Source organism: Lentzea sp. (assembly GCF_036380075.1).
GTDB lineage: Bacteria > Actinomycetota > Actinomycetes > Mycobacteriales > Pseudonocardiaceae > Lentzea.
The window spans coordinates 20,946-33,644 of record NZ_DASVFL010000068.1 but is presented as its reverse complement, the minus strand read 5'-3'; the positions used below and the strand labels follow the sequence as shown (position 1 = coordinate 33,644).

The following is a 12,699-nucleotide window of genomic DNA, read 5'->3' as shown; positions in this document are numbered from 1 at the left end:
GGCGAGGTCGCGCGCCAACGCGCCCGCGCGGGCCGGATCGCCGAGCTCACGGGCCTGATCGAGCAGCTGGCCACCGACCTGTCCGGTGTGGACGCGGCGCTGTCGCAGATCGCGGTGCGCCGCGCGACCCTGGCGGGCGAGTTGGCGCGGCAGCCGTCCACGGACCCGACCGAGATCGCCGAGGAACAGCGCACGAAGGCGCAGCTGCGTTGTGCGGCGAGGAAAGACGCCGTCGCCGCCGCCACCCGGCGTGTCGCGGAGGCCGAGGCGGCTTTCTCCGCTCTCACCGTCACGGACGTGCCCGACATGAACGCCGTGACGGCGTTCCGGACCGTGGGCCACCGTTGGCTGGACGACCGCCACGACGCGTTGGCGTTCGAAGCGCTCTCGGTCGACGCGGGCAACCGTGCGTCCGTGAGCAGCTCTCTGGCCGACGAGGCCGAGGAGACCGCCGCCGCCCGTCAGCAGGAAGCCGCCGACCTGGCCATCACGCTGGAAACCGTCGAACGGTCCGCGGGTTCCGAGTTCCACGCCCTGGACCAGCAGCTCATCACGTTGCGCGCCAAGGCACTGGCTCTGGCCGAGGAACGTGAACTGCTGCAGGACAAGCAAACGGGCCTGGCGCGCACCCTCGGCACGTTGGAGGAGAAGCGCAAGAACGACAACGCACGTGCGGCGGAAGCCACCATCGCCTACGAGGTGGCCGACGCCCGCTACCGCCACCTCACGGCCGCCCACCTGCCCTCCGACGCCGGCGAGGTCCCGGACGGCCCGGTCGACCCGCGCCTGATCCGTGACGCCGAGTCCCGGCTGGGCCTGGCCGTGCACGAGGCCCAGCAACAGCTGGCGGGCCGCATCGACCTGTCCCTGGACCCTGACGACGACGTGACAGTGCTGACCGCATCGCTGGACGGCGCGCGCATGGGCGCACACGCCCTACTGCAAGCCCTGCAAGCAGAACGCGACCGCGTGCGCACCCACATCACCGACGCCGAACGGGACCTCTTCGACCAGACCCTCACCGGCGACACCCGACGGCACCTGGCCCAGCGCATCCAGGGCGCCGCCGAGCTCGTCGAGACCATGAACCACCGCCTGGAGCGCGTCCAGACCGCCTCGGGCATCCGCGTGCAGCTCGACTGGCAGGTGGACCCCCAACTGCCGCCCGGCACCCGAGAGGCCCGCGACCTGCTGCTGCGCACGGACCTCGACGCGTCGGAACGCGCCATGCTGCACCAGTTCTTCCGCGAACGCGTGGAAGAGGCACGCGCCCACGACACCGCCACGGGCTGGGAACAACAACTCGCCCAGGTGCTCGACTACACGATGTGGCACCAGTTCGTCGTGAAGGTGGACCGCGGCGAGGGCTGGGTCCCGGTGACCAAACGAATCCACGGCGCCCTCTCCGGCGGAGAGAAGGCCATCGTCCTGCACCTCCCCCTCTTCGCCGCGGCAGCAGCTCACTACCACGCCACCCCCACCGCCCCGCGCCTCATCCTGCTGGACGAGGTGTTCGTGGGCGTGGACGCCACCAACCGGGGCCAGCTGCTGGAGCTGCTGGTCGACTTCGACCTGGACCTGGTCCTCACCTCGGACCACGAGTGGTGCGACTACCAGGAGCTGACCGGCATCGCGATCCACCAGCTGACCACCGGCACCGACGGCGACGACGCCGTGACCACCGTCCGCTTCACGTGGGACGGCCACAGCCTGCACGCCGACGACTAACCAGCGAACAACGCCAGGAACTCCCGCTGTTCGCTGGTGAGCACGAACGACGGGTTGTGCCGCGGATAGACCTCCGCGGCCTCCCACAGCTCTTGCCGCACGCTGGACGCCACACCGATCTTGCGCCCACGTGCGCGCAGGTCAGCCACGACCTGCGCGGCGTCGAACAGGTACACGGCGTCGATGACCATCGGTCGCGTCTCGGCGGCGGCTTTGGGCCCGCTCAGGACGAGGCAGACGTCCGGCCCGTCCTCCCGCAGGTCCAGCAGGTTGTCGCGCTTGAGGTTCCACCGGATGTTCACCGTCCGGCCGTCGGCCAGCCTGCCGTCGACCCCCTTGGCGCCCTGGCGCAGCTCGATCCCGAAGATCTGCGCCGCGATCCAGTCGCCGAGGTGCCCGGTGAGGGCCGGCCGCCGGATGCACGCGGACAGGGCGGCGTCGACGCGGTTGCGTTCCTCGATCAGCTCGGCCACCCGCTTCAGCTCGTTCACGCGACACCCGCCTCCCGTCTGCGGCGCAGCGCCGGATGGCCGGCCACCGCGTCCGTCATGGCCAGAAGCCACTGCGGCGGCAGCACGTCCGGCTCCCCGATGTCGGCCCGCAGGTAGGAACGCCGCTCCAGCGCCACCGACGTCTCCTCCCACCGCCGCAGCACCCACCGCACCAGCCGGCACGTCAGCAGCACCCCGGCGGCGGCTCCGGGGTCGAACGCCGGAGGCCACAGGTTCGCGTGCAGGTGCATCTCCTCCTCCGTCGCCGGCAACGGATCCGGAACGTCGATCTGCCACTCCAACGGCACGATCGACGCGTTCTCCGCTCGCTGTTCCTCGACTCGCTTCTCGCACGCGGCCCGGATCTCCCCGATCTCCGCCACAGCGTCCGGGATCGCCATCGCCACCCAGCGCCGCGGCGACGTGCCCGCGACCGCTTCGAGCTTGCGCACGAGGTCGAACGACGGCGACCATCCGACCAGCAGCCGGTCGGCGCACAGGTCGACCAAGCGCCGTGCGGCCGTGGGGTCCGTGAACGCTTCATCGGCCGGCACGATCCATGCGCCGGTGTTCACGCCGTCGGTGTTCACGTGCCACAACACGACCATGTCGTCGTGTTCCTGCAGTACGAAGTGTCCGATCACCGCGCTCCTCCCACGAGCTCACCGAGCAGCCCGGCGAACAGGTCCTCCGACACGATCGGGATGCCGTACGTGCGCGCCTTGTCCGCCTTGCCCGACAGCGAGTCCGGGTCCGCCGCGATCACCAGCGCGGTCCGCTTCGTCACACCGCCCTTCACCGTCAGCCCCGCGGACGACGCGCGGCTCTCCCACACGTCCCGGGGCTCGCGCATCTCGCCGGTGAACACCACGAGGTCGCCGAGCGACAACCGCACGGGGGTGCGGTGCAGCACCTCGGTCACGTCCACGCCGAGCAGCGACGCGACGAGGCGCAGGTCGGCCTCCTCGTCCGCGGTCACCCGGCCGTCCTCCCATGCGACGTCGGCCAGGGCGGAGAGGTAGCCGCGGTGCAGCTCCATCACCTCCGGCAGGCCCAGGTCCAGGGCGCGGGCGACGTCGAGCAGCTCCTGCTGTTCCTCCAGCGACAGGTGGCGGTCGACCAGCGCGCGGTCCAGCACGTCGAGGTACTTGTCGCCGAACGAGCTCTGCGCGCGTGGCAGCAGTTGCACGAGCTTGGCGAGGAAGTGCTGTTCGGAACCGTGTGCGCTACTGCGCTGCACGGCGTACGTGTTCGCGGTGTGTGGGACGGCCAGGCGTACGGGCTCGACGTGTCCGATGTGGTCGAGGCAGCGCACGAGCAGACCGGCGGACGCGCGCGCGTCGTGCAGTGCGGAGTGTGCGGTGCCCATCGGGACGTTGGCCACCGAGCAGCACGCGGCGAGTGAACGGGACGAGGCGCCCAGGAAACGTCCGGACAGCTCCATCGTGCACAGTCCGGAGTCCGCGGCGAGGTCGTGGCCCAGCCGCGCGAACTCGGCCCGCAGGAACCGCAGGTCGAACGACAGGTTGTGCGCGACGAGCACCCGGCCCGACAGCCGGGCGGCGAGCTCGCCCGCGATGCCGGCGAAGTCCGGTGCGCGACGGACCTCCGCGGCGCTGATGCCGTGGACGTGCTGGGCGCCGAGGTCGCGGCGCGGGTTGACCAAGGTGCACCACTCGTCGGTCCGGCGGCCCGACCCGTCGACGTGCACGACGGCGACCTCGATCACGCGGTGGTGGTGACCAGGTGAAAGTCCGGTGGTCTCGACGTCGACGACCGCGTACCCGTTGCCCATGCCGGAGCTGTCGTCCGGCCCCGTGGCCTCCGTTATCCACGTGCGCCGACATCATCCGTTGGGACTAACCGCCGACGGGGACCCGCCGGCGTCTCTCCGGACTCGTGCTCGCCGCTGAGCCCGAGTGGAGGGTGGTGTTCATCCGAGGCTGGGCGACATTTCCCGTGCGGCCGAAGCCCTGACGGCGGCGCGGGCCGCCGACAGGTCGTCGACGGCGTAAATCTCCGGGCAGGAAGCGATGACGAGGTCCTTGTCCGACGCGACGGTCAGCAGAGAAACTTTCTCGGTCAACGACTTCGCCTGCCGGACAACTCCCTTGGAGTCGACGCGGATCAACGTGACCCACGTCTCTGACCAGGGAAAGTCGGCGACGGCGCTCGATTTTCGCAGGCCTTCCACATCGAACTCGGCAAATCTCGGCATGACACCAAGATAACGAGTCGCGGTTGCGGAAAGGCAAAGATCACCCTTTCACCGCAATGCAGCCAGCAGATGGGACAGGTTGACACCAACGGCCTCCGCCAACCGGCGCACGACCTCCGGTGCGGGTGCCAACGGGTGCGTCTCGCGGGTGAACGGCAGGCCTTCCCCGCCCGAGAACTTCGACTGCGGGGTGACGGGCGCGAGGATCGGGTAGACGCGCCAGCGCGGCACCTTCGAGTCCGCCATGGCGAGCGTGTTCTCGTGCCACAGCATCAGGGCCGACGACCGGATGTTGCGCGCGAGCACACACCCGTGGCCCGTGAGCGTGATCGCGCGCGCTGCCGCACGCACGGGGTTGCGGAAGTCACCGTCCACAACCCACACACCGTTCATGAACTCCGCGGAGAGCCCCTCTGCCTCGAGCACGGCCAGCGTCTCGGCGTGGTCGTCATCCGCGGCGGCCGTGGCCAGTTCGACGACCTCCTGGACCTCCGAGGCTGTCACAACGCGCGCGCCGGCCTCCGTGGAGGCGTGCAGGAGCCGTTCGACGTAGCGGTCCTCGGCGTAGGCCGACCACTCCTGGGTCTTGTCCCACGCCGACCGTGCGATGACGTCGGCCTCGGAACCGCCACGCAGCCGTGCGTCCTGAAGCAGCTGTGCGAGCACCACGGCGATGACGGAGCTCACGAGCGCGTCGTCGTGCGACTCGTCGTCTCCGGGCACGAGAGAGACGACCAGGTCACGCAGATCGGCACGCCAGCTCTCGTCTCCCGCCCACACGCCGATGGCGAGCAGGTTCAGGTAGTGGTCCGCGAGGGCCATCCGCACGAGCAACGGCTGCCCTGCCGCCTCACGGGCGTCACGGCGCGCGGTCACCTTGATGTGCTGCCGTTCCGCGGGATCCACCACGCTCACGCGGATCTTGTCGAGTTCGTCGAGGAAGTCGTCCCACCGGCCGTCCGAAAACCGGGCGAAGACGTCGTCCACCTGATACCTCCAGCTCACAGTCGAGCGACGGACTCGAGTACTCGTCTGGTGCGCGCCACTTCGTGCGCGCGGAAGACCGCGGCGCCCGCCAACGCCGCGATCGCAGTCGCGACGAGGGTTCCCTCGACGCGCTCGTGCAGTTCCACGCCGAGGGTCTCCCCGACGAAGTCCTTGTTGGACAGAGCCATCAGCACGGGCCACCCGGTCGCGACCAACGCGTCCGTGTGTCGCACCAGCGCGAGGCTGTGCCATGTGTTCTTGCCGAAGTCGTGTGTGGGGTCGATCAGCACGCTCTTGCGCGGCACACCGAGCGAGACCACCTTCTCCGCGCGCGTCGTCGTCTCCGCGACGACGTCCTGCACGATGTCCGGGTAGCTGACCCTGTGCGGGCGCGTGCGGGGCTTCACACCGCCCGTGTGCGAGCAGACGTAGCCGGCGCCGTACTCCGCGGCCACCTCGGCCAGCTGGGGGTCCGCGCCCGCCCACGTGTCGTTGAGGAGGTCGGCACCGGCCTCGCAGGCGAGCCGGCCGACGTCCGCGCGCCAGGTGTCGCTGCTGATGACGAGGTCCGGGTACGCGTCGCGGACGCGGGCGATGAACGGCACGACGCGGCGCACCTCCTCGCCGGAGTCCACGAGGTCGCCGGGGCCCGCCTTCACACCGCCGATGTCGACGATGTCCGCGCCCTCGTCGACCACGCGGTGCACGGCCTCCATCGCGACGTCCTCGGCGTAGGTGGCGCCCTTGTCGTAGAACGAGTCCGGGGTGCGGTTGATGATCGCCATCACCAGCGCGCGGTCGCGGACGACGGTCCGGCCGCGGAACTGGAGCTCGATCACATCCCGTGTCTACCAGGTGGTCCCCGGGCTGTGCACATGGCGGACGTCTCATACTGCCTCGCGTGGAACTGGTGAAGGCCGTCGACGGGCTCTGGCAGCGGGGCTGGCTGCCGTACGACGTGCGCGAGGTCGTGTCGCGTTCGCTCGACGAGTCGGCGACGGCGCTCGTGGTGGACGTGATCGCTTTGTCCTGTTCGCCTCATCCGGAGTCGACGGTGGACCCGCGCTGGCGGCGTCAGCTCGAGGAGATCGGCGCCTCCGTGTGGTGGGAGGGGGACCTGCTGGAGGCGTGGGCGTCCCGGCACATCGAGACGCGGGCGTACGCGACCCGCACGGCCGCCGAGCTGCTGAAGTTCCTCGGACGGCTGCCGTCGTTGCCGCGCATCCTGCCGTTGCCCGGCGACCGGCTGCTGTCGGCCGTGCGCGCGGGCGTGGACCCGAAGGTGCTCAACCGGGTGCGCGGGCTGCTCGCGAAGGCCGAGTCGACGTCGTTCCCGGAGGAGGCGGAGGCGCTGTCGGCCAAGGCGCAGGAGCTGATGAACCGGCACGCGCTCGAACGGGCCGTGCTCGACGCGGGCCTGCCGGCGCAGGCGACGTCGCGGCGGATGTGGCTGGACAAGAGCTACTTCAAGGAGAAGTCGCAGCTGGTGCACGTGGTGGCGACCGCGTTCCGCTCGCGGGCGGTGGCCTACGACGGGTTCGGGTTCGTCGCGCTGGTGGGCGACGAGGTGGACCTGGAGAGCACCGAGCTGCTGTCGACGTCGCTGCTGGTGCAGGCGACGCGGGCGATGGTGGCCGTCGGCGGGCGGGCCGGGAAGGGCAGCGAGGCGCGCTCGCGGCCGTTCCGGAAGTCGTTCCTGGTGGCCTTCGCGTCGCGGATCGGGGAGCGGCTGGAGTCCGCGCAGGAGGTGCCGGACATCCCCGACGAGCGGCTGCTGCCGGTGCTGGCGGACCGCAAGCAGGCCGTGGACACGTTGTTCGAGGAGATGTTCACGCGCACGCGGACCTCGCGCGTGACGGTGCGTTCGGCGGCGGGGTGGGGCGCGGGACGCGCGGCGGCGGACGTCGCGGACATCGGGACGGGCCGGAGCTCGGTGACCTCGGGGTAGCCCCCCACCCCTTCGGGTGAACTCCCCGTGCCACGAAGCCCCCGGAGGGCCTCACCCCGGAAAAACCGTCAGACCCCCTTCCTAACGTCGCTCCCATGACATCCACCTTCCACAACGAGATGAAGCTCGGCGAGGTCAACTACCGGCTGAGCGCGACGACGGACTCCGAGGAGTCCCTGGTGCTGGACCTGCTGGGGTCGCTCGACTCCGGCGAGGTGGTCGCGGACGGACGCCTGCGGATGCCGGTCGAGGGCGGCGCGACGGTCGGCCGGATCATGGCCCGCGTCCTGACCGCCCACTCCCGCCTGCGTCCTCGCCCGCCCCGCCACGCGAACGCCAACCAGCCCTGGACCGAGTCCCTCGACGCCGAGCTCCGCACCGCCTGGCTCGACGCCTCCGAGGACGAGGCACCCACCCTGGTCAGATCCCTGGCCGAGACCATGCAGCGCTCCACCACGGCCATCAGGGCTCGTCTCGCCAAGGTGGGCTGCGACCCGGACGTCCCGGGCCGCGCCCTGTCCGCGGCGGCCGCGACCCTGCTGGGGGCGAACTCAGGGGCCGCTCAGGGAAAGACCTGATTCGCCGGGCGCGGCGCCGGCAGACCCTGGACCGGTAAGCACACACCGCAGTCTCCGGGGGTACCCAGTGGAAATCGACGGCCTGTTCACCGCCCTGCTCTTCGGCGCCGCGATCGGCGGCCTGGGCCGCCTGGTGATCCCGGGCAGGCAACACCTCTCGCTGCTGGCCACGATCCTGGTGGGCATCGCCTCCGCCCTGCTCGGCACCGCGGTGGCCACCGTCCTGGGCGTGGCCGACACACCGGGCATCGACTGGATCGAGCTGGCCCTGCAGGTGGGCCTGGCGGGCGCCGGCGTGAGCGTCCTCGCCAACCGCGCCAAGGCCCGACTCCACCACTGACCCCCGAACCAGGGGCGGGCGGGCCCCCAACCGCCCGTCCCCACCTCAGCCCTCCTCTGCCGGCCTCCGGGCCGGCTGTGCAGCCGGCGCTCGCCGTCTGTGTTGCCACGGCTGCGACATCCGGTTCCGCGAGCGGCGCACGAGCACCCCTCACACCGCCGCCCTGCCACCGGACCGCAGCAACCGCCGCCGGGCCGCGCTCCAGCGCGTTCCGGCCACCCCACACCGACCCAGGCTGTCTATATACAGGCGGTTCCTACCGCCTATGCGGCCACACCTGCGGCATCCGGTTCAACGAGCAGCGCACGAGCAGTCCTCACACCACTGTCAGCACTGTCAGCCACGAATCACAGCTCAGAAACCCCTCACCCGCTGGAGGCCATCCGTACCCCACAACTGTCGTTACCGGGCCGCGCTCCGACGTGTTCCGGCATCCCACGCCGGCCCCAGGCCTCGACACCCTGGTTCCACGAGCAGTGCGCGAGCAATCCTCACACCGCTGCCCGCCACCGGACCGCGCTCCCGGCCGTTCCAGCGGCTCCGCCCGATCTGATCACGCGGGCGCGAGGCCGGGGCCGTCCTCACCAGGCGACCGGTCCAGCGCGAGGTACGCCGGGCGCAGCAGGGAGGCGAGGTCCTCGCGCCCTACGGTGATCGGCGCGGAGCCGAGCTGGTCGAGCACCGCGTCGAGGCGGACGGCCGCCGTCGGGTCGCCGAGGGGCAGGCTCGTCGCGGTCTGCCTCTGCCAGAACGTGTCCAGGCACCGGGTCAGCGGTGGGGCCTCCTCGCGCGCCACCGCGGTGCGGGTGGTGCCGCGCAGCGTGCGGAGGCGTTCGAGGAGGTCCTCGCGGCTGCGGCCGCGCCAGGCGAGGATCTCGAACGGGTCGTTGTCGAACGACTCGGCGAGCAGGTAGCAGGCGGCGGCGAGGTGCTTGCACGGCACCTCCCAGTCCGGGCAGGTGCAGTCCATCGTCAGCTCGCGCTGCGTGGCCGGGAAGAGCCGCAGGTCCAGCGAGGCGAACAGCGTCTCGATGTCGGCGGGCATCTCGCCGGCCAGCAGCTTGGCCGCGTACAGGGCCTGGCCCGCCAGGGCGTGCTCGATGCGCTGCCACTCGGGCGTGGTGAACGACTTGATCGCGATCCGCGCCTTGTACGGCGTGGGGCGCGAGCCCTGCACCAACGCGATGACCATGCTGGTGGACAACGACAGCGACAGCACCTGGCCCTGGCGCGCGTAGGTGCGGCCTCGGGTCAGACGACCGCCCATGCCGAACGACTCGAGCACCTCGATGAAGCGGCGCGACCACCAGGTGGCGCCGATGTCGCCGCGTTTGCTCTGCGCCTTGATGCCGTGCTCGACCTTGATGGTCTTGCCGTAGCGGGGGCGTTCGCCGGACCAGTGCTCACTCACCGACGGCCTCCCCGGACAACGTCAGCAGGTCGCGCAGCTGGGCGGTGGACAGGTCGGTGAGCCAGTTCTCGCCCGCTCCGACGACGAGCTGGGCCAGCGCGCGCTTCTCCTCGATCATCGCGTCGATGCGTTCCTCCAGCGTGCCGATGCAGACGAACTTGCGCACCTGCACGTTGCGGCGCTGGCCGATGCGGAACGCGCGGTCGGTCGCCTGGTCCTCGACGGCCGGGTTCCACCAGCGGTCCAGGTGGATCACGTGGTTGGCGGCGGTGAGGTTGAGGCCGGTGCCGCCGGCTTTCAGGGACAGCAGGAAGAGCTTCGGGCCCTTGGCGTCCTGGAAGCGCTCGACCATGTGGTCGCGGGAGGCCTTGTTCGTGCCGCCGTGCAGGAACATGACCTCGGTGTCGAAGCGGGCGGCCAGGTAGGGCACGAGCATGCTGCCGAACTCGGTGAACTGGGTGAAGCACAACGCCTTGTCGCCCTCGGCGAGCACTTCCTCCAGCACCTCCTCCAGCCGCGCGAGCTTGCCGGAGCGACCGGCGACGCGCGAGCCGTCGCCGAGGAAGTGCGCCGGGTGGTTGCAGACCTGCTTGAGCTTCGACATCGTCGCGAGCACCAAGCCCTTGCGGCCGATGCCCTCCGCTTCCTCGATCTTCTCCAGCATGTCGTTCACGACGGCCTGGTAGAGCGACGCCTGCTCGGTGGTGAGGTTGCAGAGCTGGCGCATCTCGACCTTGTCGGGCAGGTCGCCGATGATGCGCGGGTCGGTCTTCAGCCGGCGCAGCACGAACGGGTTCGTGATCTTGCGCAGGCGGGCGGCGGCGTCCTGGTCGTTGTGGCGCTCGACGGGGACGGCGAAGCGCGCGCGGAACGTGTTGATCGTGCCGAGCACGCCGGGGTTCGCGAAGTCCATGATCGACCACAGCTCGGCCAGGCGGTTCTCGACGGGCGTTCCGGTGAGCGCGACGCGGTGGCGCGCCTTGAGCTGCCGCACCGCCTGGGACTGGCGGGTGGCGCTGTTCTTGATGTTCTGCGCCTCGTCCAGCACCACGCGGTCCCAGGTGAGGTCGCCGAGCGCGTCGGCGTCGCGGCCGGCCAGCGCGTACGTGGTGAGCACGAGGTCGTGGCTCTCGACGGCCTCGCGCAACGCGTCGCCGTCGAGGCGGTCCGCGCCGTGGTGCACGTGCACCGAGAGCTCCGGGGTGAAGCGAGCGGCTTCGCGCTGCCAGTTGCCGACCACCGACATCGGGCAGATCAGCAACGTCGGCGGCCGCTTGCCGTGCGCGCGGTTCAGCGCTTCGAGGGCCAGCAGCTGCACGGTCTTGCCGAGCCCCATGTCGTCGGCCAGGCAGGCACCCAAGCCGATCTTGTCGAGGAACGCGAGCCACGCGAGACCGCGCTGCTGGTACGGGCGCAACCGGGCGCCGAAGTTCGCGGGCGGCTCGACGGGTTCGAGCTGCTCGTCGGCCTTGCCGGACAACAGGTCGCCGAGCCAGCCGTCGGCCTCCACGGAGGTCAGCGGGAGCGGCAGGCTCTCGTCCTCCCCGGTCAGTCCACTGTGGAGCATCACCTCGGCGGCGGTCATCTGGCCGCCACCTCGTTTGAGGAACGCGAGTCCCGCGGCCAGTCGCTTCTGGTCGACCTGCACCCACTGGCCGCGCACCTTCACGAGCGGCACCTTCGCCCTCGCGAGCTCGGCGAGTTCGGCGTCGGTGAGCGCGTCCTCGCCGAGGGCGAGCTCCCACCTGTAGTCCACGATGGACTTCAGGCCGATCTCGCTCTCCTTGGCGACGGTCCCGGCCGTGCCGCGGCTCTTCGTCGTGAGCTTGAGGCCCAGCTTCGTCCGCTGCTGCCACCACGACGGCAGCAGCACGCCGAACCCGGCCTGCGCCAGCACGGGCGCCGCCGTCAGGAACCGGTAGGCGCCCTCCGCGCCGACCTCCAGCTCGGCCGGGTGCGACTCGCGCAACGCCTCGTCGAGGTCCGGGTGCAGCTTGCTCGCGCGCCCCAGGTCGGCCAGCAGGTGCTCCTGCGGCGCGGGGATCCAGCGGCGCAGCACCCCGTCGTCCGCGAACCACACCTGGTGCGCGGGCACCAGCACGCTCGGCTCGTCGACGGCCTGGAGCAGGAACTCGACGGCCCACTCGTCCGCTTCGCGCTGCTCCGGCGAACGCAGCCGGAAGCACGTGCGCACCGGGCTCTCGTCGCCCGCGCTGTCATGCCACCGGCCGAGCTTCTCGCGCAGCTCGTAGAGCTCCACCGGGTCCGCGTCGAACACGGGCTCCCCGGTGAGCGCGGCGAGCCACGCCTCCGCCGTCGTGACGCGGCCACGTCGTCTCGGCACGAGGTCCGTGCCGGTCAACCGGCCGCGCACCTGCTTGTCGACGGCGGTCGTCAGCGCCGCGCGCACCAGCTCAGCAGGGTCGCCGGCGATCTCCTCGCACCGGCATGCGGGTGGCATCGCGGTCTGCAACGCCGCGAACCGCGCCGAGTCCGTTCCCGACAGCACCGGCACCCACCGCGCGACGGCCTGGTCCGGCGCGACCGACGGCAGCACGCGCCCGCGGTCGACGAGATCGGCGGCGAACCCGGCGACGTCGAACACGAACCGCGCGGAGTCGCTCAGCCGCACCTCGGAACCGCGCTCCACCGTGCCGTCGAGCCGGACCGTGGGGACGCCCCACTGCCTCAGCTGCACCTTGCCGCGCTGCGCCCGTCCCGCCGTCAACGGGTCGCGCACCAGCTCCGGTGACGCCATCGGCCCGGACGCGAACGACGGCAGCAACAACGCCCGTGTGGTCGTCTTGACGCTTTCCACCCCGAGCGCTTCCGCGAGCGACTCGGCCGTCGCGGCGAACGGATGCGGTGCGTCACGACGCGCGCTCTCGCTGCGTGCGGGCAGCCTGGCGTCCTCGGCCCACAGCGCGAGAACACCGTCGGTCGTGCACAGGCCATGCAGTACGAGCACCTCTGAACCCTATGTGCTCACATTGGCGCC

Annotated in this window: 12 protein-coding genes; 4 read left to right on the top strand and 8 right to left on the bottom strand. The window is 71.0% G+C overall.

The features are described 5' to 3' along the window. The coding region (locus VF330_RS08775) for an SbcC/MukB-like Walker B domain-containing protein (RefSeq protein ID WP_330851010.1) at positions 1–1,728 on the top strand (1,728 nt) is incomplete at its 5' end. On the opposite strand, the gene VF330_RS08770 is transcribed toward VF330_RS08775, so the two are convergent. The 6 genes from VF330_RS08770 to folP all read right to left on the bottom strand — a co-directional run bounded on the left by VF330_RS08770 (position 1,725) and on the right by folP (position 6,263). Further along, positions 1,725–2,219: a hypothetical protein gene (locus VF330_RS08770; RefSeq protein WP_330851009.1), complete on the bottom strand. Its 495-nt coding sequence runs from the start codon at positions 2,217–2,219 to the stop codon at positions 1,725–1,727. The two genes, VF330_RS08775 and VF330_RS08770, sit on opposite strands and share 4 nt — an antisense overlap. After that, entirely contained in the window at positions 2,216–2,863 is a 648-nt protein-coding gene (locus VF330_RS08765) for a DUF6218 family protein (protein ID WP_330851008.1), read from the bottom strand. The genes VF330_RS08770 and VF330_RS08765 overlap by 4 nt, the downstream gene beginning before the upstream one ends. Beyond that, the gene (locus VF330_RS08760) at positions 2,860–4,014 is read right to left on the bottom strand and encodes an exonuclease domain-containing protein (RefSeq protein ID WP_330851007.1); all 1,155 of its coding nucleotides are present in this window, start codon (positions 4,012–4,014) and stop codon (positions 2,860–2,862) included. The genes VF330_RS08765 and VF330_RS08760 overlap by 4 nt, the downstream gene beginning before the upstream one ends. Positions 4,015–4,152: 138 nt before the next feature. Further along, positions 4,153–4,437 (bottom strand): hypothetical protein, encoded by a 285-nt coding sequence (locus tag VF330_RS08755; RefSeq protein WP_330851006.1) that lies wholly within the window; start codon positions 4,435–4,437, stop codon positions 4,153–4,155. Positions 4,438–4,485: 48 nt separating this feature from the next. After that, positions 4,486–5,424 (bottom strand): hypothetical protein, encoded by a 939-nt coding sequence (locus tag VF330_RS08750; protein WP_330851005.1) that lies wholly within the window; start codon positions 5,422–5,424, stop codon positions 4,486–4,488. A gap of 14 nt (positions 5,425–5,438) precedes the next feature. Then, a complete protein-coding gene (gene folP / locus VF330_RS08745; RefSeq protein WP_330851004.1) occupies positions 5,439–6,263 on the bottom strand; it encodes a dihydropteroate synthase in 825 nt (274 codons plus the stop codon). A 62-nt stretch (positions 6,264–6,325) separates the two neighbouring features. Between folP and VF330_RS08740 the strand changes: the two genes are divergently transcribed. From VF330_RS08740 to VF330_RS08730, 3 genes are all read left to right on the top strand, one after another. After that, positions 6,326–7,372: a DUF2786 domain-containing protein gene (locus tag VF330_RS08740; protein WP_330851003.1), complete on the top strand. Its 1,047-nt coding sequence runs from the start codon at positions 6,326–6,328 to the stop codon at positions 7,370–7,372. Positions 7,373–7,467: 95 nt separating this feature from the next. Continuing rightward, positions 7,468–7,950, top strand: a complete 483-nt coding sequence (locus VF330_RS08735; protein ID WP_330851002.1) for a hypothetical protein — start codon at positions 7,468–7,470, stop codon at positions 7,948–7,950. A 67-nt stretch (positions 7,951–8,017) separates the two neighbouring features. Then, the gene (locus VF330_RS08730) at positions 8,018–8,290 is read left to right on the top strand and encodes a GlsB/YeaQ/YmgE family stress response membrane protein (RefSeq protein WP_330851001.1); all 273 of its coding nucleotides are present in this window, start codon (positions 8,018–8,020) and stop codon (positions 8,288–8,290) included. Positions 8,291–8,843: 553 nt separating this feature from the next. Here VF330_RS08730 and VF330_RS08725 read toward each other — a convergent pair. Next, positions 8,844–9,701 (bottom strand): SWIM zinc finger family protein, encoded by an 858-nt coding sequence (locus VF330_RS08725; RefSeq protein ID WP_330851000.1) that lies wholly within the window; start codon positions 9,699–9,701, stop codon positions 8,844–8,846. Continuing rightward, entirely contained in the window at positions 9,694–12,669 is a 2,976-nt protein-coding gene (locus tag VF330_RS08720) for a DEAD/DEAH box helicase (protein ID WP_330850999.1), read from the bottom strand. The genes VF330_RS08725 and VF330_RS08720 overlap by 8 nt, the downstream gene beginning before the upstream one ends. Between the last annotated feature and the right edge of the window lie 30 nt (positions 12,670–12,699).